Here is a 20859-nt window from a genome sequence, read left to right as displayed (position 1 = left end):
GCCGGTGTGTCGACCAAGGTCGACACCTACCAGGAGCGGCAGGCACCGATTCTGGTCGGGATTGGATCAGTGTCGACCAAGGTCGACACCTACCAACAGCAGCGGAATTCTGTCGAAGGCGGGGTGGGTCCGGTGGCAGGGGTGTGAGCCGCATGGATGCGGCGACCAAGCCCCCATGGACGGGTTAACGGCGTCCCCTGCCATCGGACCCACCCCGCCATCCTACGGATAGCCCGCTTTTGCCTTTGCTTTAGCCGTTGCCGTTGATTCGGCGGGTGCAGGGCGCAGCCCTGCCGCACTCCCCTCTTCCAAAATGTGAAGGCCGCGCGGTGACGAGCACACCGCCCCTTCGGCTAACATTCGTCCATGCCGCATACCACCACGACTCCGCCCGCATTGCAGGATGGCGACCTGCTGGCCGCCATCGACCTTGGCTCCAATAGTTTCCACATGGTCATCGCGCGCTACACGCTCGGCCAGCTGCGGGTGATCGACCGCCTGCGCGAGACCGTGCGCATGGCCGATGGCCTGGATGGCAAAGGTGGGCTCTCCTCCGCTGCGCGGCAGCGCGCGCTGGAATGCCTGGCCCGCTTCGGCCAGCGCATCCGCAACGTGCCGCCGCACCGGGTGCGCGCACTGGCCACCAACACCGTGCGCCAGCTGCGCTCTCCGCAGTCGTTCCTGGTTCCCGCCGAAACCGCGCTCGGGCATGCCATCGAAGTGGTCAGCGGCCGCGAAGAAGCGCGCCTGATCTACCTGGGCGTGGCCCACGCGCAACCGCCCAAGCCCGGCCAGCGCCGGCTGGTGATCGACATCGGCGGCGGCTCCACCGAATTCATCATCGGCATGGGCATGCAGACCCTGGAGCGCGAAAGCCTGCAGGCCGGCTGCATCGCCAGCACCCGGCGCTTCTTCCCCGGCGGCAAGCTGAGCAAGAAGCGCTGGAAGGACGCACTGGCCGAGATCGGCCGCGAGTTCCAGCCCTTCGCCAGCAAGTACCGCGCGCTGGGCTGGCAGGAAGCCTTGGGCTCGTCCGGCACGCACAAGGCGATCAGCGAGATCTGCGCCACGATGAAGCTGAGCAAGGGCGCGATCACCGCCGAGGCCCTGCCCCAGCTGCGCGACGAACTGCTGAAGGCCAAGAAGATCGACGACATCCAGTTGCCGGGCCTGTCCAGCGACCGCCGCCCGATCATCGCCGGCGGCATCCTGGTGCTGGAGGCCGCCTTCCAGGCACTGGGCCTGCAGAAGCTGCTGGTCAGCAAGGCGGCGATGCGCGAAGGCATCCTGTACGACATCGTCGGCCGCGCTGGCGAAAACGACCTGCGCGATGAATCGGTGTCCGCACTCAGCCAGCGCTACGGCATCGATACCGTGCAGGCCGATCGCGTGCAGGACACCGCGCTGTCACTGCTGGAACAGGTGCAGGAACGCTGGCGGCTCGATGCCGACGACGCGCGGATGCTCGGCTGGGCCGCACGCCTGCACGAGCTGGGCCTGATGATCGCGCACAGCGGCTATCACGTGCATGGCAGTTACGTACTGGAACACTCGGATATCGCCGGCTTCTCGCGGCAGGAACAGCAGATGCTGGCCGCGCTGGTGCGCAGCCATCGCCGCAGCGTAACCAAGACCGCCTTCGACGCCCTGCCCGAGCGCCTGCTGCTGACCGCTCGCCGGCTGGCCGCCCTGCTGCGCCTGGCGGTGCTGCTCAATCGTGCCCATGAGGACGATCCACTGCCCGCGCTGGAACTGACCGCCGACGACAACCGCCTGTCGCTGATCGTGCCGCAGGCCTTCATCGATGCCCGGCCGCTGCTGCGCGCCGATCTGATCGGCGAGACCGACGGCATCGCCGGGCTGGGCATCCAGTTCCGGCCGTTCGTGGCCTGAGGCTGAACTCGTTGTTCCCCTACTACGGTGGCTTCGACATCGGTCGTTTCATCTACATGAAATACCAGCAGCGCTTCTGATCCACCGCGCTTCCTGGACCACCGCCACGGCCCTTCGGGGCCGTGGCTCCATGGGAACCGGACCGCCGTCATCCCGTGGTCGCAAAGCGGTCATATCCGCTACATCGCCAGGCCCGAGCATGCCGGAAACCCGGAGGCCCGCCATGCGCTATGCCATCGTCACCGAGACCTACCCGCCGGAAGTGAACGGCGTTGCCCTGACCGTGCAGGGCCTGGAGCAGGGACTGCGCACTTCCGGCCATGACATCGACCTGATCCGGCCACGCCAGACCAGCGAAGCGCTGGACTCGGCGCCAGGCACGCTGCTGGTTCCGGGTGCCGCATTGCCGCGCTACCCCGGCCTGCGCTTCGGCCTGCCTGCACCGATCCGGCTCAACCGCCACTGGCAGCAGCAGCGTCCCGATGCGGTCTACATCGCCACCGAAGGCCCGCTGGGCTGGTCGGCGCTGCGCACCGCGCGCCGCCTTGGCATTCCAGTCGCCAGTGGTTTCCACACCCGCTTCGACGAGTACCTGCCCGACTACGGCGTCGCCTGGCTGCAGGCCGCTGCGATGCGCTGGATGCGCCGGTTCCACAACCAGGCCGACGCAACGCTGGTACCCACCCGCGAACTGCAGCAGTTCCTCGGCGAACAGGGTTTCGAACGTGTACGCCTGCTGGCACGTGCGGTCGACAGCCAGCAGTTCGATCCGGGCCGGCGCGACCCGGGGCTGCGCGAGGAATGGGGCGTGGACGGCAATGGCCTGGTCGCGATCCATGTCGGCCGCATCGCCGCGGAAAAGAACCTTGGCCTGGCGGTGAAAGCCTTCCGGCGCTTGCAGCAGATCCGGCCCAAAGCCCGCTTCGTCTGGGTAGGTGATGGTCCGGCCCGCGAAAAACTGGCACATGAAAACCCGGATTTCATCTTCTGCGGCATCCAGCGCGGCGAGGCCCTGGCGCGGCATTTCGCCAGCGGTGACCTGTTCCTGTTCCCCAGCCGCAGCGAGACCTTTGGCAACGTGACCCTGGAAAGCATGGCCAGCGGCCTGGCCACCGTCGCATTCGACTACGGTGCGGCCCGCGAATACCTGCGTAATGGCGAGAACGGCGCGGCCGTGGAAAACGATGAGCAGTTCATCGAGGCAGCCGTGCAGCTGGCCGCCGATGATGCACGGCGCCGCGAATTCGGCAGCAGCGCCGCGCGTGCGATGAAGCGCCTGCATCCACAGCAGGTGGTTGCCGAGTTCGATGCGCTGCTGTCCGAGCTGGCCCAGTCGCGGAGGAGCGGCCATGCGCACCACGCCGCTTGAGCTGTTGGCCGGCCGCGAGGCGCGGCTCTGCCGCCGGGCCAACCACTACTGCCGGCGTCGCCGCGTGCGTCGCCTGTTCTCGGTCATCAGCCGTCTCGGCGATGGCGTGTTCTGGTACGTGCTGATGGGCGCGCTGGTGCTGCTCGACGGCTTCGACGGACTGCGCGCCTCCGTGCACATGGCCGCCACCGGTCTGGCCGCGCTGCTGCTCTACAAGGGCCTCAAGCGCTGGACCCGGCGTCCCCGCCCGTATGCGGCCGATCTGCGCATCCGTGCCTGGGTGGCACCGCTGGACGAGTTCAGCTTCCCCTCCGGGCACACCCTGCACGCGGTGTCGTTCACCATCGTCGCGTTGGCCTACTACCCGTGGCTGGCACCGCTGCTGGTCCCGTTCACCTTCGGCGTCGCGCTGTCGCGGGTGGTGTTGGGCCTGCACTACCCGTCCGATGTACTGGCCGCCACCGGCATTGCCATCCTGCTGGCATCGGCCAGCCTGGCCTGGTTGCCGCTGCCGGTGTGATGGCCGCCGCGCCGGCCACGCATGGCCCGGCGCTACCGCCATCGTTGATGGCCTAGAATGCAGGCATGACCACGCTGTTCATTTCCGACCTGCACCTGGACCCCAGTCGTCCGGAGATCACCGACCTGTTCCTGCGCTTCCTGCGCGAACAGGCGCCCGGCGCCGATGCGCTGTACATCCTCGGCGACCTGTTCGAAGCCTGGATCGGCGACGACACGCCCTCGCCCGCCGCCGATGCAGTGGCCGACGCGCTGAAGGTGCTCTCCGACAGCGGCGTGCCGGTGTATTTCATCCGCGGCAACCGCGACTTCCTGCTCGGCGAAGACTATGCGCGCCGTGCCGGCCTGCGCATCCTGCCCGACCCGTGCGTGATCGAGCTGTACGGTCGCCCGGTGCTGCTGCAGCACGGTGACCTGCTGTGCACGGACGACATCCCCTACCAGCAGTTCCGTGCACAGACGCGCGACCCGGCATTCCAGGCGCAGTTCCTGTCACAGCCGCTGGCCGCACGCATCGCCTTCGCGCAGAAGGCACGCGACGCCAGCCAGGCCCGCCAGTCGGAAATGAAGCAGGACGATCGTGCGCAGTTCGAGACCGTGACCGATGTGGCTCCGGCCGAAGTCGATGCCACCTTCGTGCGCCATGGCGTGGACACCATGATCCACGGCCACACCCATCGCCCGGCGGTGCACACGCTGCAGGCCGGTGGCCGCACCTGCAACCGCATCGTGCTGGGTGACTGGTACGAACAGGGATCGGTACTGCGCGTGGATGCCGGCGGCTGGTCGCTGGATACGCTCGCGCGCGAATGATGGATCGCAGGGTGCCAACCAAGGTTGGCATCTACCAGGGCAGGTGCACGCACCCGGGTAGACGCCGACCCCGGTCGGCGACTGGCTTCAGCGGAAGGCCGCGATGGTGGCCTTGGTATTGACCAGCACGCGCTGGTTGTCGGCGGTACTGGCATTGCCCATCGGGATGCCGTTGTAGCTGATGTTCGGGTTGGACCAGTAGTTCAGGCGCGGGCAACCGGCCGAGCAGTCATAGGCCATGATCGTGCGCCAGCGCGAACCGGAGGACGGCTCGTAGCGATAGCCGTGCCCATAGGCATAGGGCGACGTGCTGGGATCACTGGCGATATCGTGCCGCGCACTCTGCAGATGGCCGATCTCATGTGCGAAGGAGTAGTAGCCGGTCGCGCAATCCCAGTACACCGCCGCGAAGGCCGTCGATGCCGTCGAGCCGATGCCCGAGGCCAACCCGCAGTAGCTCGTGTTGTTGATCAGCAGGACGCCGACATCGGCCGCGGTGTTGTTGCGGCTGGTGTGGATGCTGTCCATGTAGCCGTCGCTGGTGTTGCGGAAGCGGGTCAGGTCGGTGGTGAAGTTGCCGGACTCGGTGTAGTTGGTGGTTTCATAGCCGGCCAGCTGCAGGGTGATGCCAACGTTGCTGTTGACGTAACCCTGGTTGGATTCGGCCACCGCCAGCTGCACCAGCGACTGCATGTTGCCGCCATAGGCCGTTACCGCTGCATTGGTCGCCACCACCAGCACGCGGATGGTGGCCGGGGTGCCGGACGAGGCCTGCGCGATGCCGATGCGGTCATTGTTGCCCATCGGGATTTTCGGCAGCTGGTTGTAGTCGGCCGGATGATCGGCCGGCATCCGCGATTCATCCACTTCCACCAGTACATGGCGGTTGCCCAGCGGACGCAGCCGGTAAAGCTTGCCGTCCTTGCGGATCGAGCCGGTGAGGGTGTTGCCCGAACGCACCAGGATCACTGAATTGCCAGGATCATCCTGACCGTTCGAAGTGGCGGCAGTCAGCCGATCGGACGGCGAACGCAACTGGCCGTACCAGATGCTGCCGCCATCGGGCAGGGCTTCCACCTTGCTGCGCACCGCCTGCACGCGCTGGCCAAGCAGTTCGAACTCCAGTTGCGGCTGCGCGGTGGCAGCAGCGTCGACACGCACTTCCTGTACCGTCGCGGTGGACGGGGTGGCCAGCAGCTTGCCCAGCGCGGGCTCACTGTTTGCCGATGCCCGGCTGATGACCGTCACCGGCTCGAACAACGGTGCCGCATGCGCGGCCGCTGCCACCGACAAACCCAACACCAGGCCACCTGCCGCTTTGCCAATCGATCTGGACAACATTGCGTCGCTCCTTGAATGATGTGAACAGCGTTGATGCAGCACGCCCGGGTTTGCCGGGTCTGGCCATATGGCCTGCGCGGGTCGTGTGAATTCAATAGAAGATGGGAATGAAAATCAGGAACTGTGATCGACCGCATCTGCGTTAAGTAAGGTCAAAAGCGTCACTACACTTCGTCAATACACCGCTTTCGCGCTACCGTGACGCAGTCACGACGGGACATGCACATGGCACCATCGCAGGACACGGATGAAGATGTCGGCATGCTGCGGATTGGCCTGTTCTTCGATGGCACCCGCAACAACGCACACAACCTGGCACGCGGTCGCCCACAGGTTCCGCAGCCACGTCCGGCGCAGCTGCGCGCGGATGATGATTCGACCTACCAGAGCCGGCTGACCAGCAGCTACGACAACGGCCTGACCAACATCGCGCGCCTGCAGCAGCTGTATCCGGACAGCCGCCGCAATGCGATGGGCGCACCTTCGTTGTCGATCTATGTGGAGGGCGTGGGCACCCGCGATGATGCCGATGATGATCTGATCGGACTGGCCTTCGGTATCGGTGCCAGTGGCGTTCGTGCGAAAGTGCAGCGCGCGCTGCAGGTGCTGCTGCCGGCGGCACTGGCCGAGCTGTCCGCGCGCTGGCAGCGACCGTTGCGTGGCGTGCAGCTGGATCTGTTCGGCTATTCGCGCGGCGCTGCCGCGGCACGTGATATCGCCAACCAGCTGCAGGGCTGGGACAGCGTGCGCTGGCGCCAGCTGCTGCAGGGCGCCGGCCTGTCCTGCACTGCGAACTTCGCCCCCGCCACACCGGTGCTGCGCTTCATCGGACTGTTCGACATCGTGGTCGCAGTCAATGGCGGCCGCGCCGATGAGCAGCCGCAGCTGGCCCTGCACAGCGGCATCGCCGGTCGCGTCGTGCAGCTCACTGCACGCGATGAACACCGCCAGCACTATCCGCTGACCAGCGTGGCGCCGCCATTCGCCGAGATCGCCCTGCCCGGTGTGCATGCCAACATCGGTGGTGGCTACAACCAGCTGGAGGAAGGCCCCAAGCTGCTCAGCCGACCGCGCCGGCAACAGTTGCGCCGCCCAGCGGTTGCCGACTACCAGGTCCCACCATTGGCGTTGCTGCAGGCCACCACGGCCTACGCTGAAACACAGGCCGATGCCGAACGCTGGCGGCAGCAGCTGGGCGTTGGGGAAAAAGAGATCTGGGTGGATGTCTGGCACCAGTGGCAGCAGCAGCGTCGCGCCGGCAGCCGCAGCGTGCTGCTGTCACCGGTGCTGTATGTGACTGCCGCGGTGGTGCTGCGTCGGCGCATCGACTGGCGTTATCAACTGATCGCACTGCAGGTGATGCAGCAGCAGGCCATCGATGCCGGCGTGCGATGGACCGCCAATGCGGCCGGAGTTCCCGGCTGGGAGCTGCCATCCGCCCTGCAGCCGATCGCACGCCGCCTGGTGGCCGGACAGCCGCTGACGCAGACACAGGAGGCGCTGCTGCGGCGGCGCTACCTGATGCAGTCAGCGCACTGGAACTTCGATGCACTGGGCGACACCGCACTGACCTACGCCGCCGATGCCGGCGTCAGCGAACTGCCGTACCGGCCGGGTCCCGGCCTGTTCTACATCAACCGGCCGACCGTGGACGGCAAGCGCGTGGTGTTGCCGAATGCATAAGAAAAAGGGGACGGAGGGGATCAAGTCGTTTGTGGCATTAACGACTTGATCCCCTCCGTCCCCTTCTTCTCAACCGGCCTGCTCGACCAGGTTGGCGAGCTCATCCGCATCAAAACCAGCCAGCAGGCGCGCTTCGATGTTGAACGGCCCGTGCAGGTAGCCGCCGGCGTACTCCACCAGCAGTTCCTTGAAACGTGCGCGCGGTTCGACATCGGCGCGGTCGCAGTACCAGCGGTACCAGCGCGAGCCGGCAGCGACGTGCGCCACTTCCTCGCGCAGGATCACTTCCAGTACGTCGGCGGTCTCGCCATCGCCGACATTGCGCAGCTTCTCGATCATGCCCGGGGTGACGTCCAGGCCGCGCGCTTCCAGCACGCGCGGCACCAGCGCCATGCGTGCCAGGCCGTCATGCGCGGTCTTTTCGCACATTTCCCACAGGCCGTTGTGCGCGGGGAAATCGGCATAGTCGTGGCCATGCACCTGCAGGCGTTCGCGCAGCAACATGAAGTGCCGCGATTCGTCGTCGGCACAGCTGACCCAGTCGGCATGGAACGCCGGCGGCAGGCCGCGGAAGCGGTACACCGCATCCCAGGCCAGGTCGATCGCGTTGAGTTCGATATGGGCGATGGCGTGGATGAAGGCGGCCCGCCCTTCCACGCCGCCCAGTCCGCGCCGCGGTACCTCGCGCGGATGCACCAGCACCAGTTGCGCCGGCCGGCCGGGCATGCGGATCGGTTCCGGCGGCGGCGCATCGGCGGCCACTCTCAGGCGACCGGCACGGAACGCGGCGGCGTACGCCTGGGTCAGCGCGACCTTGCGCAGCGGGTCGGCTTCGGCCAGGCACTGCTGCGCCGCACGCAGCAGGTCACCACCAACGTCGGGCACGTCAACCACGCCTGGACCTCAGGCGCGGCGCTTGTGCTTGGCATCGTCCGAACGCAGCTGCTGGATGCGCTCGAAGTAGCCCGGCTCGATACCGGTCGGGTAGTGGCCGTTGAAGCAGGACGAATCGAAGTTGCGCAGCGCCGGATTACCCTCGCTTACCGCCGCTTCCATGTCTTCCAGATCCTGGTAGATCAGCCAGTCGCAGCCCAGGTGCGCTTCGATCTCTTCCACGCTGCGGTTGTGCGCGACCAGCTCTTCGGCGGCCGGCATGTCGATGCCGTAGATGTTCGGGTAGCGCACCGGCGGCGCAGCACTGGCCAGGTAGACCTTGCGTGCGCCTGCATCACGGGCCATCTGCACGATCTGCTGGCTGGTGGTGCCACGCACGATCGAGTCGTCCACCAGCAGCACCACGCGGTTGCGGAATTCCAGGTGGATCGGATTGAGCTTGCGGCGCACCGACTTCACGCGCTCGCCCTGCCCCGGCATGATGAAGGTGCGGCCGATGTAGCGGTTCTTGATGAAGCCTTCGCGGTACTTCACCCCGAGTACGTTGGAGATCTCCAGCGCGGCGTCGCGCGAGGTGTCCGGGATCGGGATGATGGTGTCGATGTCGTGGTCCGGGCGCAGGCGCAGGATCTTCTCGCCCAGCTTGATGCCCATGCGCATGCGCGCCTTGTGCACCGACACGTTGTCGATCATCGAATCCGGGCGTGCGAAGTACACGTACTCGAAGATGCACGGGGTGTGCTCGGCCGGCTCGGCGCAGATCTCCGAGAACAGCTCGCCACGCGCGGTGATCACCAGCGCTTCGCCCGGCTGCACGTCACGCACGCGCTGGAAGCCCAGCACGTCCAGCGCGGCCGATTCGGACGCCACGATGTACTCATCACCCTCGGCGTGGCTGCGCTTGCCCAGCACCAGCGGGCGGATACCATGCGGGTCACGGAAGGCGACCAGGCCCAGGCCCAGCACCACGCTGACCACCGCATAGCCGCCCTTGCAGCGGCGGTGCACGCCAGCCACGGCACGGATGGCCGCTTCCGGGCTGAGCTGGCGCTGCTGCTCCAGTTCGTAGGCGAACACGTTCAACAGCACTTCGCTGTCCGAATCGGTGTTGACGTTGCGCCGGTCCTGTTCGAACACCTGCTGGCGCAGCGCCTCGGTGTTGATCAGGTTGCCGTTGTGGGCCAGCGCGATGCCGTACGGCGAGTTGACGTAGAACGGCTGTGCCTCGTCCATGCCTTCCGAACCGGCGGTCGGGTAGCGCACATGAGCGATGCCGACGCTGCCTTCCAGGGTGGACATGGTGCGGGCATCGAACACATCGCGGACCAGGCCGGTGGCCTTCTGCACCCGCAGGCGGCTGCCATTGACGGTGGCGATGCCTGCTGCGTCCTGGCCGCGATGCTGGAGGACGGTCAAGCCGTCATACAACTGCCCGGCGACGTTCTGGTTGCCGACGATTCCGACGATGCCACACATGGTGCGAGGTCTCCGCTGGGCTTTGCCCAGTTACAAGGAAGGTGGCCGTACCTGGCCGCGGTGGTCGCCGCGCGCGCGGTCGACATTGGCCGGATCGCCCGGCTCGATACTGTCCGGCAGTGCTGGGGCGTCCGGACGCACTTCGGCCGGATCGTAGGAATCGCCCTGTTCCGCTTTCGCAGGCCGCAGCCATCCGCTGCCTGCCACTACCTGGTTGAGGATGCCATTATCGCCTGCCGCGCCCGGCTTTCCCAACCCGGCGCCTGCGTTCTTCCCCAAGTCCATCAATGCAGATGGGGACAGGGCGTCGGTGGGCAAGCCCTTGGGCAGCAGATCGGCGCCGGGAACCTCCCAGTGCGGCAGCTTGCTGTTCATCCAGGCAACGGTGGGGTTCAGCAGTGGGCGCACCGCCGAACGCTGCCAGGAAGGCTCGGCGGTCAGCGGGGTGAAACTGCCCAGCAGCAGCAGGATCGCGGCGATCAGGCCGCCCCGCACCGTGCCCAGCACCCCGCCCAGCAGGCGGTCCAGGCTGGTCAGCATGCTGCGGTGGACCAGGGCCTTGATGACCATGCCGATCACCGCGACCACGATCATCACGCCGATGCCGACCCCCAGGTAGCCACCGACGAAGTGTTCGCCACCGGGGGCCGCCGGGGCGGCCCACCAATGGGCGGCATCATTGCCGAAGGCGAAGGCCGCCCACGCGGCCAGCAGCCACGACAGGGTGCCGATGACGATTCCCACAAAGCCGCGCAGCATCCCCAGCAAGGTGGAGGCGGCGATCACGATCAGCAGCACAACGTCGATCATGGCGCCCCGCTCCTTCGGCGGCGCTGGCAACGGGGCTGCGCGTGGGTCATGGGTGCGGTCGCACCATGCCGGCCACGCCGACCTTGGCGGCGACCTGCGCCTTCAGCTGCTCGGCATCGGCGCGGTTGGCCACCGGCCCGACGCGGACGCGATGCAGGGTGCCCTTGTCCGTGCGCACCTGTTCAACGAACGCGCTGAAACCGGCGACGCGGACCTTGTCGCGCAGGGCATTGGCATCGTTGGCCTGACCGAACGCGCCCAGCTGCACGGCAAAGCCGACGCCGCTGGCAGCCGGTGCCGCCGGCGTGGTCGGCGCCGTCGCCGGCTTGCTGGCGGTGGCCTCCGGCTTCGGCTCGGGCTTCGGCGCCGGCTTCGGCGGTTCCGGCCTGGCGGCCGGGGTGGTCGTTGCGGTCGGCGTACTCGGCGGAAGGCTTTCGCTGCGGACCGGGTTGCTGCTGGCCGACGGCGCAGTGGCTGCGGACGGAGTGCTGGCGCTCGGCGTAGCCGATGCCGGAGTGGCCGCGACCGGGGCACTGCTGCCGGCCGCCGCGTCCAGAGTGATCACTTCGGCCTTCACATCCGCGCGGATCTTCACCGCCTGCAGGCGGGCCGCCTCGGCCTGGGCGCGGTCGGCATACGGCCCGACCCGCACACGCCATGCCTGACGGCCGCCGATGGTGGCGGTTTCAGTGAAGCCCGGCAGCTGCGAGCGCTTCAGGTAGGCGATCACGGCATCGGCATCGGCCTTGCTGCCGTAGGCACCGAAGGTGACCGCATAGTTGCCGGCGGCAACCGTCGGCGACGTGTCCACGGTCGGCGGCGTGGCCGGCGTGGCGGCATCCTGCAGCGGCTTGGCCTGTCCGGTCTGCAGGCCGGTGGCGCCACCGGCCGGGGCGACCAGGGGCAGCTCACGGGTTTCGAACTGGCCATCGGCCGGTGCATCCGGCGCGGCGATCGGCACATTGGCCACACCGCTGTCCGGTGCCGGTCCCTTGACCAGCATCGGCAGGAAAATCACGGCCAGCGCCACCAGCACGATGGCACCAATCAGACGCTGTTTCAGAGGCGTATCCACGTGAGGCAGGCAACTGTCCGGAGGTTGCCGTCGATTATACGGGTGCCGGACCGGACGGCGTCGGCGTTGGCTGAACGCGGATCAGGCATCGCCCTGCAGCATCTGCAGGGCAGCCGCGGCGGTATGGAAGGAGCCGAACACCAGCACGCGGTCGCCGCGCTCGGCCTGGGCCAGCACCTGCGCCAGTGCCTGTTCGACGCTGTCGGCCAGCGGCGCCTTGGCCGCAGCCGTGCCAGCCAGGCGCTCCTGCAGCTGGGTGGCGCTCTGCCCACGCGGGCCATCCAGCCCGGCCAGAGTCCACTCGCCCACCACATCCTGCAGCGCCTGCACCACGCCCACCGCGTCCTTGTCCTGCAGCGCGGCGTACACCGCCAGGGTGCGCCCGGCCGAGACCTCGGCCTTCAGCGCACGCGCCAGCTGGCCCGCTGCCTGTGGGTTGTGGCCCACGTCCACACGGATCTGCACGCCATCCCGCTCGAATGCCTGCATGCGGCCGGAAATGCGCGCCGCCGCGATCCCGGCGGCCCACGCCGCACGCGGCACCGGCTTGTCCAGCGCGCGCAGGGCGGCGATGGCGGCACCGGCATTGGCCAGCTGGATCGGGCCGGCCAGCGCCGGGGTCGGCAGCTCCATGCGCAGGCCGACATCACGCCAGCGCCAGCGCTGTGCATCGATCGGTTCGTAGAAATAATCGCTGCCGCCCCGGATCGCGTTGGCACCCACCAGATAGGCACGTGCGAGCACGCTGGACGGCGGATCGGTCTCGCCCAGAATCACCGGCTTCCAGCCACGGATGATGCCGGCCTTCTCGGTGCCGATCGCTTCGCGGTCCTCGCCCAGCCACTCGGCATGGTCGATGTCCACGGTGGTGATCACCGCCACGTCGGCATCGACGATGTTGACCGCATCAAGGCGGCCACCCAGACCCACTTCCAGTACCGCCAGATCCAGCCCGGCGTCGGTGAACAACTGCAGCGCGGCCAGCGTGCCATACTCGAAATAGGTCAGCGTGGTCTCGCCCCGCGCGGCCTCGATGGCGTTGAACGCAGCGACCAGCGCTGCATCGTCCACATCCTGCCCGTCGATGCGCACACGCTCGTTGTAGCGCAGCAGATGCGGTGACGTGTAGGCGCCGACCTTCCAACCAGCAGCACGGCCGATGGCCTCGATGAAGGCCACCGTGGAGCCCTTGCCGTTGGTGCCACCGACCACGATGGTGCGCCCGGCCGGCGCGCCAAGCCCCATCGCCGTGGCCACGGTGCGCACGCGCTCCAGGCCCATGTCGATGGTCGCCGGGTGCTGGCGTTCAATGTAATCCAGCCAATCGGCCAGGGTGGTCGGGGTGTTCGTCACGGCAGTGCTTCCAGCAGGTACAGGTGGTTCGGTGTGGCGGGTCAGAGTGCGCGGTGCTTGGCTTCGCCGAAGAACGGCGTGTGGTGGGCGCAGTCGTTCAGGCGCACCACTTCCAGGCTGTCCAGGTCGGCGCCCTCGAGCAGGTTGAGCGTGGTCGGTGCCTGGCGGAAGGTCCACAGGCGGGAGATCGGCAGGCCCAGCACCTTGCACAGAATCACGCGGTTGACCGCGTCATGCGCGACCACCAGCAGGGTGTCGTGCTCGCCGAGGCCTTCGGTGGCACGGGCCAGGCCACGCCAGCTGCGTTCCAGCACCAGGCGCAGCGATTCGCCGCCGGGCATCAGCACGGTATCCGGTTCCTCGCGCCAGGCCTGCAGGCGCGACGGATCCTTTTCGTTGATTTCGCTGGCCAGCAGGCCTTCCCATTCGCCGTGGGCGATTTCCTGCAGCTCCGGCTCGGTCAGCAGCATGTCGGCGCGGGCGGCGCCAAGCGCCAGCTGCGCGGTGCGCTGCGCGCGCGACAGCGGCGAGGCAACGGCACGGGTGATGTCCACCGAGGCCAAGCGGGCGCCAAGCGCCTGGGCCTGGGCTTCGCCGATCGGCGAAAGCGGAATATCGATCTGGCCCTGGTAGCGGCCTTCGGCGTTCCACGGCGTTTCGCCGTGGCGGGCAAGCAGGATGCGCATGCGTGCAAGGAGTCCTGGGGGGAGGAGGTTTCCGCGTTTCGTTCACATCCTGTGAAGTGCGCGGAACAGGGATGATACCTGTTCGGCGCACCGGGCCGGGCCGGGCATGAAAAAACCCCGCGACGTGGGTCGCGGGGTTTTGGAACTCCGGCTATCTGGTCGAGGTTGCCGGCCAGCGGCCGGCACTACCGCAACCGGTTTATTTCGCCAGGTTCAGTTCCTTCAGCAGCTGCGGCGCCGGCGCCACTTCCTGCATGATCCACTGCATGTAGCGGCTGTCGACGGCGATCATGCGGGTCATCACCGGATCGAACACCCAGTTGGAGCTGACCGATTCCCAGTTGCCGTCGAATGCCAGACCGACCAGCTTGCCGTTGGCGTCCAGCACCGGCGAGCCCGAGTTGCCGCCGGTGATGTCCAGGTTGGACAGGAAGTTCACCGGCACCGAACCAATGCGCTTGTCTTCCAGGCCGCCGTAACGCTTGGCCTTGACGGCATCGAGCAGCGCCTTCGGCGAATCGAACGGATCTTCGCCGGTTTCCTTTGCCGCTACGCCTTCCAGGGTGGTGAACGGGGTGTACTTCACGCCGTCCTTGCCATAGCCCATGACGTTGCCGAAGGTGATGCGCAGCGACAGGTTGGCGTCCGGGTAGACGAACTCACCCTGGCTCTTCTTGTAGTCGGCCACGGCCTGCAGGTACAGCGGGCGGGCGGTCAGCGATTCGCCTTCGCGGATCTTCTTCTGCTCTTCCTGCTTCAGCAGTGCCGGCATGACGGCCACGGCGTACTGGATGGCCGGATCGCTGCTGGCTTCAAATGCGGCACGGTCGGCCTTGAACCACTTCAGGCGGGTGTCCAGGCTGCCCAGTCCGGTGCCGCCCAGCTTGGCCACCAGCGACTTCACCGCAGCCGCATCGCTGCCGGCCAGCCACTTGTTCAGCACTTCATTGTCGCGCTGCGCAGCGGGCAGGGCCACGTACTGCTCCAGCCAGTAGGCCTGCAGCTGCTGGTCCATCTTCGCCACGTAGCGGCGGTCCATCTGCTTGAGGCCACCTTCGATGGTGGTCAGGTCGCGTTCCTGGTAACCGGCTTCGCGCTCGGCATCCGGCTTGCTGCGCTCGATCGACAGGCGGTACAGGGTGATCGCTGCGCCAACGGCCGAGGTGTTGTTGAACTGACCGACGAACAGGTCGCGTTCGCGGGTCGACTTGCTGGTATCCAGATGCTTGAGCAGCTGCGCGTGTGCGGCCAGCGCCGGCTTGCCGGCAGCGCCCTGCTTCTTCAGCCACGCCAGCACGGCGGCTTCTTCAGCCTGCTTCTGACCAGCGGCGTCGATGCGCTTGAAGCCTTCCAGCTGGCCCAGGTAGTTCTTGGCCACGTTGTTCATGCTGGCGGCGGTGGCGGCGTACTTCACCTTGACGTCGGCGTCGGCCTTGCCGGCGTCGGCGATCATCTTCAGCACCGCGTTGTAGTGCTTGGCGATGGTCGGGTAGGTGAAGCTGGCGGTTTCGTTGAACTCACCGGCCAGTGCATAGCGGTTGGTACGGCCCGGGTAGCCAGCCACCATCACGAAGTCGTCGGCGCCCAGCGGCTGGTCGGCGAACTTCAGGAAGTGCTTGGGCTGGTACGGCACGTTGTCGGCGGCGAAGGCGGCCGGCTTGCCGTCCTTGCCCACGTAGGCGCGGTAGAACGAGAAATCGCCGGTGTGGCGCGGCCACATCCAGTTGTCGACGTCGCCGCCGAACTTGCCGACGCTGCCCGGGGGCGCGTAGACCAGGCGCACGTCCTTGATTTCCATGTTGCGGAACAGGCGGTAGGTGTTGCCGCCGGAGAAGCTGTACAGGCGGCAGCGGAAGCCGGCATCGGCTTCACAGGCCGCGACCTGGGCCTTGTCGAAGGCGTCCAGCGCGCGGCTGCGGGCCAGCGGGTCGTTGCCGGCGGCAGCGATGGCGGCCTTGGCCTGGGTGGTGACGTCGGTGATCTGGTCGAGCACGAACACGCGGGCGTTCGGGCCGGCGCTCAGTTCGTCCTTCAGAGTCGGCGCGTTGAAGCCGTCCTTGATCAGGTTCTTCTGCGCGGTCGAATTCAGCTGGATGGCGCCATAAGCGCAGTGGTGGTTGGTAACCACCAGGCCCTGCGGCGAAACGAAGCTGGCGGTGCAGCCGCCGAGGGCGACGACCGCACCCATCGGGTCGCCGGTCAGGTTGGCCAGCTGTTCCGGGGACAGCTTCAGGCCGGCCTTCTGCAGCGGGCCGGCGATTTCCGGCAGCTGCTGCGGCACCCACATGCCTTCAGCGGCATGGGCGACCTGGGCCAGCCCGAGGCTGGCGACGATGGAGAATGCAAGCAGGTTCGAGCGCATGGAGCGGCCCCTGGTAGTGGAACCTTCGATTGTAGCCCGCCGCCCTGCCCCGGCCCGAACCCCGGAAGTCATGCAATCGGATGCTTCCATCGTTCAGCGTCTCCACTGCGATCGGACGGAGGCGGGAGACCAGGCCGATGCAGGACACGCCGTAAACCCATCCATGGGGGCTCGATCGCGCCATCCATGGCGCTCACGGTCCTGCATCGGCCTGGCCTCCCGTCTCCCGACAATTGCCTGGCCTCGGACGGTAGCGCCGGGCCATGCCCGGCGAGTGCAGCGGCCACGTTCGAAACGCCCGCCGGCGCACGCCTTTCGTTCCACCACTGCACCCGCAGCGCAACATGGGAAATCCGTGCGGCACCCTATAATCCGCGCTTTCCCCCTGATGAGTTCCACCTCGATGGCGCAGCAAACGATGAAGGCCCTGGTCAAGCGCGAAGCGGCCAAGGGCATCTGGCTGGAAGAAGTTCCGGTTCCGACCCCGGGCCCGAACGAGGTCCTGATCAAGCTGGAGAAGACCGCGATCTGCGGTACCGACCTGCACATCTACCTGTGGGACGAGTGGAGCCAGCGCACCATCAAGCCGGGCCTGACCATCGGCCACGAATTCGTCGGTCGCGTCGCCGCACTCGGCTCGGCCGTGACCGGCTATGAAATCGGCCAGCGCGTCTCCGCCGAAGGTCACATCGTCTGCGGCCACTGCCGCAACTGCCGTGGCGGCCGCCCGCACCTGTGCCCCAACACCGTCGGCATCGGCGTCAACGTCAACGGCGCCTTCGCCGAATACATGGTGATGCCGGCCAGCAACCTGTGGCCGATCCCGGACCAGATCCCGTCGGAGCTGGCTGCGTTCTTCGACCCGTACGGCAACGCCGCGCACTGTGCGCTGGAGTTCAACGTGATCGGCGAGGACGTGCTGATCACCGGTGCCGGCCCGATCGGGATCATCGCCGCCGGCATCTGCAAGCACATCGGTGCGCGCAACGTGGTGGTGACCGACGTCAATGATTTCCGCCTGAAGCTGGCTGCCGACATGGGCGCCACCCGCGTGGTCAACGTGGCCAACCAGTCGCTGAAGGACGTGATGAAGGAACTGCACATGGAGGGCTTCGACGTGGGCCTGGAAATGAGCGGCAACCCGCGTGCGTTCAACGACATGCTCGACTGCATGTACCACGGCGGCAAGATCGCCATGCTCGGCATCATGCCCAAGGGCGCCGGCTGCGACTGGGACAAGATCATCTTCAAGGGCCTGACCGTGCAGGGCATCTACGGCCGCAAGATGTACGAGACCTGGTACAAGATGACCCAGCTGGTGCTGTCCGGTTTCCCGCTCGGCAAGGTGATGACCCACCAGCTGCCGATCGACGATTTCCAGAAGGGCTTCGACCTGATGGAAGAAGGCAAGGCCGGCAAGGTCGTGTTGAGCTGGAATTGACCCGAAGGGTCAATTCCCCCGCATGTTTCCTTATCCCCGCGCCTTTGGCGCGCCCCCTTGAACAACAAGGGGGCTCTTCCCCAGATGAGATCAAGAACACCGCGGAACTGAAAAAGGCGCCCGATGGGCGCCTTTTTCGTAAAGCGTGCCAGGCAAGCCTGGCACCTACCGTAACGCCTGCGGCGTTACTTGCCGACGGCCACGCTCAGCATCACCCGGCTGTGGGCCAGCTTGCCGGAGTTGTCACGGCCGTTGCCATCGGTGCCGTAGTAGCCCAGACCGACGTTGAACAGGCCGAACTGGCGCGCGACGCCGACGTTCCAGTCGGTGTAGTCCTTGGCGATGCCGTCCTCGAAGGTGCTGCGACCGACGTTGGCATTCAGGGTGAAGTCCTTCGGCAGGCCCCAGCTGCCGCCCAGGCCGAAGTACCAGCCATCGGTGCTGCTGTTCCAGACATCGTTGGTGTAGGCCACCGTCAGCTTGTAGGTGTCATCCAGCGTGGTGGTGGTGATCAGCTCGTTGTAGTTCTGGTGGCTGGACTTCAGGTAGGTGTAGCGGTTCAACAGCACATCGACGTTCACGCGCTCGGTGACATCCACGCCGTAGCCGATCAGGTAATCGACCTCGGTCTTCGGGTCACCCGCACCAAAGTCCACACCCGAGCCCCACACGCCGGCATACAGGCCAACCGGGCTGGTGTAGGTGAAACCGGCCTGCAGGGTCGGATCCTCGTCGGTCTGCGACACACCACGGAACAGGTAATCGGAAACGGCGGTGACGTTCCAGCTGTACGGCGATTCGTTTTCCTGGGCGCTGGCGGCGAACGGGGCGGCCAGGGTCAGGGCAGCGGCAATGGCGAGGCAGGCACGGGCGTGCTTCATGGGCGTCTCCGAGGGTGGCGGGGGCGGGAAGGGGGAGCGGGCAACCGGCGCCAGACAGGCGCGGTTCACGAATTTTTAACCCGTTTGCTATTGCGATGCAACATGTGCCGCCCGTGGCGGTGCCCTGCCCGGCCCGGTCGATGGCCATCGTTGCCCGGTAGAATCAGCGGTTTCCCCGTGCTGAGCCGTGCCCACGCCATGACCGACGCCTCCTCCGCCCTGACCCGCCACTACGCCGAGGAACTGGACGCCATCCGCGCCCAGGGCCTGTTCAAGTCCGAACGGATCATCACCAGCCCGCAGTCGGCCGAGATCACCCTCGAGGACGGCCGCAAGGTGCTGAACTTCTGTGCCAACAACTACCTCGGCCTGGCCGACCATCCGGACCTGATCCAGGCCGCCAAGGATGCGCTGGATACCCACGGCTTCGGCATGGCCTCGGTGCGCTTCATCTGCGGTACCCAGGACCTGCACAAGCAGCTGGAGAAGCAGATCGCCGACTTCTTCGGCAAGCAGGACACCATCTTGTATGCGGCCTGCTTCGACGCCAACGGCGGCCTGTTCGAACCGCTGCTCGGCGAGAACGACGCGATCATTTCCGATGCGCTGAACCATGCTTCGATCATCGACGGCGTGCGCCTGTGCAAGGCCAAGCGCTTCCGCTACGCCAACTGCGACATGGCCGACCTGGAAGCGCAGCTGCAGGCCGCCGATGCCGCCGGCTGCAAGACCAAGCTGATCACCACCGACGGCGTGTTCTCGATGGACGGCTTCATCGCGCCGCTGGACGAAATCACCGCGCTGGCGAAGAAGTACAACGCGCTGGTGCACATCGATGAGTGCCACGCCACCGGCTTCCTCGGTGCCACCGGCCGCGGTTCGGCCGAGGTCAAGGGCGTGCTGGAGAAGATCGACATCATCACCGGCACCCTGGGCAAGGCCATGGGCGGCGCACTGGGCGGCTTCACCTGCGCCAGCGCCGAGGTGATCGAGCTGCTGCGCCAGCGTTCGCGGCCCTACCTGTTCTCCAACTCGCTGCCGCCGCATGTGGTTGCCGCCGGCATCAAGGCGTTCGAGATGCTGGCCGCCGCTGACGACCTGCGCGACACCCTGGTGGAGAACACCCGCTACTTCCGCGAAAAGATGGTCGCCGCCGGTTTCGACGTGAAGCCGGGCGTGCACCCGATCAGCCCGGTGATGCTGTACGACGCACCGCTGGCGCAGAAGTTCGCCGAGCGCCTGCTCGAAGAAGGCATCTACGCGATCGGTTTCTTCTTCCCGGTGGTGCCCAAGGGCCAGGCGCGCATCCGCACCCAGATCAGCGCCGCGCACAGCCGTGAGCATCTGGACCGCGCGATCGATGCGTTCACCCGCATCGGTGTCGAGCTGGGCGTGATCAAGGGCTGATCGCCCCGGGGTCGGATCCCCACGGGTAGCGCCGGGCCATGCCCGGCGGTTTCCCGATAGCCGCGCTATGCGCTCGCCGGGCACGGCCCGGCGCTACCGAAATGACGCGCGACGCGCGTCATTTCTTTTTCTTCTTGCCCTTCGGCTCGTCCTTGCTGGCCACCACCACCGGCTTGGCGGCAGCATCCTGGCCGTTGCCCTTGGCAACGCGGATGCCGTTGGCCTTCATCCAGGCATCGAACTCATCGGCGGTCATCTTCTTGTCGCCGTTGCTCATCAGGAAGCGGTAGCTGCCGCGGCCATCCAGCTCCGGGGTCTTCACTTCCACCACCGGTGTTTCAGCCGGCGTTTCCGCCTTGGCCACCTTCTTGTGGCCACCACAGGCGGTCAGCAGCACCATCGGCAGCAGCAGGCCTGCGCAGCGCAGGGTTTGGTTGAGGGTCGGGTGGTACATGGGCAGGCTCCGTTCGGGAAATTCAGCAACCAAGCGCCCCCTACGCCTGGAACGGTGGCCGGCAACCGCCGGCCGCGGGCGATGATCAGCCCGGTGCAGCGGCCCCCAGCCGCTGCTGGTCACTGACCTCAAGTAGCCGCCATTGCCCCTTGCCGAGATCGCCGAGCTGCAGCCCGCCGATCGCAACCCGGACCAGGCGCAGTACCTGCAGGTCGAAGGCCGCCAACAGGCGGCGGATGTGGCGGTTGCGGCCCTCGTCGAGGACCACCTCCAGCCACGCGGTCTTGTCGCCGCTGCGCAGCACGCGCACGGCCTGGGCGAGGAGGAACTCGCCTTCGTCCTCGACACCGGCGCGCAGCGCAGCCAGGGTGTCCTCGTCGGGCAGGCGGTCCACCTGCACGT

General features: G+C 66.9%; 18 protein-coding genes. 7 read left to right on the top strand and 11 right to left on the bottom strand.

Annotation, left to right across the window (positions count from 1 at the left end):
• Window positions 1–366 precede the first annotated feature (366 nt).
• From ppx to lpxH, 4 genes are all read left to right on the top strand, one after another.
• Window positions 367–1893, top strand: coding sequence for an exopolyphosphatase (ppx, locus tag ARC63_RS08770; RefSeq protein WP_010483920.1), 1527 nt, complete (start codon window positions 367–369; stop codon window positions 1891–1893).
• Window positions 1894–2116: 223 nt separating this feature from the next.
• On the top strand, window positions 2117–3262 hold the full coding sequence (locus ARC63_RS08765; protein ID WP_010483926.1) for a glycosyltransferase family 4 protein: 1146 nt from the start codon (window positions 2117–2119) through the stop codon (window positions 3260–3262).
• Complete coding sequence (locus ARC63_RS08760) at window positions 3243–3782, top strand: phosphatase PAP2 family protein (RefSeq protein WP_010483928.1); 540 nt, start codon at window positions 3243–3245, stop codon at window positions 3780–3782. Before ARC63_RS08765 ends, ARC63_RS08760 begins: the two co-directional genes overlap by 20 nt.
• A 65-nt stretch (window positions 3783–3847) precedes the next feature.
• On the top strand, window positions 3848–4594 hold the full coding sequence (lpxH, locus tag ARC63_RS08755; RefSeq protein WP_057503051.1) for a UDP-2,3-diacylglucosamine diphosphatase: 747 nt from the start codon (window positions 3848–3850) through the stop codon (window positions 4592–4594).
• An 87-nt stretch (window positions 4595–4681) separates the two neighbouring features.
• Here the strand turns inward: lpxH and ARC63_RS08750 are convergent, their stop codons facing one another.
• Window positions 4682–5935, bottom strand: a complete 1254-nt coding sequence (locus ARC63_RS08750) for a zinc-dependent metalloprotease (protein WP_010483932.1) — start codon at window positions 5933–5935, stop codon at window positions 4682–4684.
• Between the two features lie 225 nt (window positions 5936–6160).
• On the opposite strand from ARC63_RS08750, the gene ARC63_RS08745 reads away from it, so the two are divergent.
• Window positions 6161–7618: a DUF2235 domain-containing protein gene (locus ARC63_RS08745; RefSeq protein WP_057503050.1), complete on the top strand. Its 1458-nt coding sequence runs from the start codon at window positions 6161–6163 to the stop codon at window positions 7616–7618.
• A gap of 69 nt (window positions 7619–7687) precedes the next feature.
• On the opposite strand, the gene ARC63_RS08740 is transcribed toward ARC63_RS08745, so the two are convergent.
• From ARC63_RS08740 to ARC63_RS08710, 7 genes are all read right to left on the bottom strand, one after another.
• Window positions 7688–8512 carry a ferritin-like domain-containing protein gene (locus ARC63_RS08740; RefSeq protein ID WP_049412624.1) on the bottom strand — a complete coding sequence of 275 codons (825 nt, stop codon included), beginning with the start codon at window positions 8510–8512 and terminating at the stop codon, window positions 7688–7690.
• A gap of 9 nt (window positions 8513–8521) precedes the next feature.
• Window positions 8522–9988: an amidophosphoribosyltransferase gene (gene purF / locus ARC63_RS08735; RefSeq protein WP_010483938.1), complete on the bottom strand. Its 1467-nt coding sequence runs from the start codon at window positions 9986–9988 to the stop codon at window positions 8522–8524.
• 30 nt (window positions 9989–10018) lie between these two features.
• Window positions 10019–10798: a CvpA family protein gene (locus ARC63_RS08730; RefSeq protein WP_057503049.1), complete on the bottom strand. Its 780-nt coding sequence runs from the start codon at window positions 10796–10798 to the stop codon at window positions 10019–10021.
• 46 nt (window positions 10799–10844) lie between these two features.
• Window positions 10845–11873: an SPOR domain-containing protein gene (locus ARC63_RS08725; protein WP_057503048.1), complete on the bottom strand. Its 1029-nt coding sequence runs from the start codon at window positions 11871–11873 to the stop codon at window positions 10845–10847.
• A gap of 81 nt (window positions 11874–11954) precedes the next feature.
• The gene (folC, locus tag ARC63_RS08720; protein ID WP_010483943.1) at window positions 11955–13226 is read right to left on the bottom strand and encodes a bifunctional tetrahydrofolate synthase/dihydrofolate synthase; all 1272 of its coding nucleotides are present in this window, start codon (window positions 13224–13226) and stop codon (window positions 11955–11957) included.
• 41 nt (window positions 13227–13267) lie between these two features.
• Entirely contained in the window at window positions 13268–13912 is a 645-nt protein-coding gene (locus ARC63_RS08715; protein WP_010483945.1) for a histidine phosphatase family protein, read from the bottom strand.
• A gap of 199 nt (window positions 13913–14111) precedes the next feature.
• Complete coding sequence (locus tag ARC63_RS08710; RefSeq protein ID WP_057503047.1) at window positions 14112–16274, bottom strand: S46 family peptidase; 2163 nt, start codon at window positions 16272–16274, stop codon at window positions 14112–14114.
• Between the two features lie 418 nt (window positions 16275–16692).
• On the opposite strand from ARC63_RS08710, the gene tdh reads away from it, so the two are divergent.
• Window positions 16693–17715 (top strand): L-threonine 3-dehydrogenase, encoded by a 1023-nt coding sequence (gene tdh / locus ARC63_RS08705; RefSeq protein WP_010483949.1) that lies wholly within the window; start codon window positions 16693–16695, stop codon window positions 17713–17715.
• Window positions 17716–17900: 185 nt separating this feature from the next.
• Here the strand turns inward: tdh and ARC63_RS08700 are convergent, their stop codons facing one another.
• Window positions 17901–18596, bottom strand: coding sequence for a TorF family putative porin (locus ARC63_RS08700; protein WP_010483951.1), 696 nt, complete (start codon window positions 18594–18596; stop codon window positions 17901–17903).
• Window positions 18597–18794: 198 nt separating this feature from the next.
• Between ARC63_RS08700 and kbl the strand changes: the two genes are divergently transcribed.
• Window positions 18795–20003, top strand: a complete 1209-nt coding sequence (gene kbl / locus ARC63_RS08695) for a glycine C-acetyltransferase (protein ID WP_005408238.1) — start codon at window positions 18795–18797, stop codon at window positions 20001–20003.
• 118 nt (window positions 20004–20121) lie between these two features.
• Here the strand turns inward: kbl and ARC63_RS08690 are convergent, their stop codons facing one another.
• Window positions 20122–20457, bottom strand: a complete 336-nt coding sequence (locus ARC63_RS08690) for a hypothetical protein (RefSeq protein WP_005412356.1) — start codon at window positions 20455–20457, stop codon at window positions 20122–20124.
• 85 nt (window positions 20458–20542) lie between these two features.
• Window positions 20543–20859 (bottom strand): pseudouridine synthase domain-containing protein (locus tag ARC63_RS08685; protein WP_485112052.1); only part of this gene is annotated, 317 nt, incomplete at its 5' end.

Origin of the sequence: Stenotrophomonas geniculata ATCC 19374 = JCM 13324 (assembly GCF_001431625.1) — a bacterium.
Lineage (GTDB): Bacteria > Pseudomonadota > Gammaproteobacteria > Xanthomonadales > Xanthomonadaceae > Stenotrophomonas > Stenotrophomonas geniculata.
This window is presented reverse-complemented; position numbering and strand designations above follow the sequence as displayed.

Bases quoted from the DNA above. Each gene is read 5' to 3' on its own strand.
- ARC63_RS08730 (WP_057503049.1), bottom strand. From the start codon at position 10,798: ATGATCGACGTTGTGCTGCTGATCGTGATCGCCGCCTCCACCTTGCTG.
- ARC63_RS08745 (WP_057503050.1), top strand. From the start codon at position 6,161: ATGGCACCATCGCAGGACACGGATGAAGATGTCGGCATGCTGCGGATT.
- lpxH (WP_057503051.1), top strand. From the start codon at position 3,848: ATGACCACGCTGTTCATTTCCGACCTGCACCTGGACCCCAGTCGTCCG.
- ARC63_RS08710 (WP_057503047.1), bottom strand. From the start codon at position 16,274: ATGCGCTCGAACCTGCTTGCATTCTCCATCGTCGCCAGCCTCGGGCTG.
- ARC63_RS08715 (WP_010483945.1), bottom strand. From the start codon at position 13,912: ATGCGCATCCTGCTTGCCCGCCACGGCGAAACGCCGTGGAACGCCGAA.
- ARC63_RS08750 (WP_010483932.1), bottom strand. From the start codon at position 5,935: ATGTTGTCCAGATCGATTGGCAAAGCGGCAGGTGGCCTGGTGTTGGGT.
- tdh (WP_010483949.1), top strand. From the start codon at position 16,693: ATGAAGGCCCTGGTCAAGCGCGAAGCGGCCAAGGGCATCTGGCTGGAA.
- ppx (WP_010483920.1), top strand. From the start codon at position 367: ATGCCGCATACCACCACGACTCCGCCCGCATTGCAGGATGGCGACCTG.
- ARC63_RS08760 (WP_010483928.1), top strand. From the start codon at position 3,243: ATGCGCACCACGCCGCTTGAGCTGTTGGCCGGCCGCGAGGCGCGGCTC.
- kbl (WP_005408238.1), top strand. From the start codon at position 18,795: ATGACCGACGCCTCCTCCGCCCTGACCCGCCACTACGCCGAGGAACTG.
- ARC63_RS08765 (WP_010483926.1), top strand. From the start codon at position 2,117: ATGCGCTATGCCATCGTCACCGAGACCTACCCGCCGGAAGTGAACGGC.
- ARC63_RS08700 (WP_010483951.1), bottom strand. From the start codon at position 18,596: ATGAAGCACGCCCGTGCCTGCCTCGCCATTGCCGCTGCCCTGACCCTG.
- purF (WP_010483938.1), bottom strand. From the start codon at position 9,988: ATGTGTGGCATCGTCGGAATCGTCGGCAACCAGAACGTCGCCGGGCAG.
- ARC63_RS08690 (WP_005412356.1), bottom strand. From the start codon at position 20,457: ATGTACCACCCGACCCTCAACCAAACCCTGCGCTGCGCAGGCCTGCTG.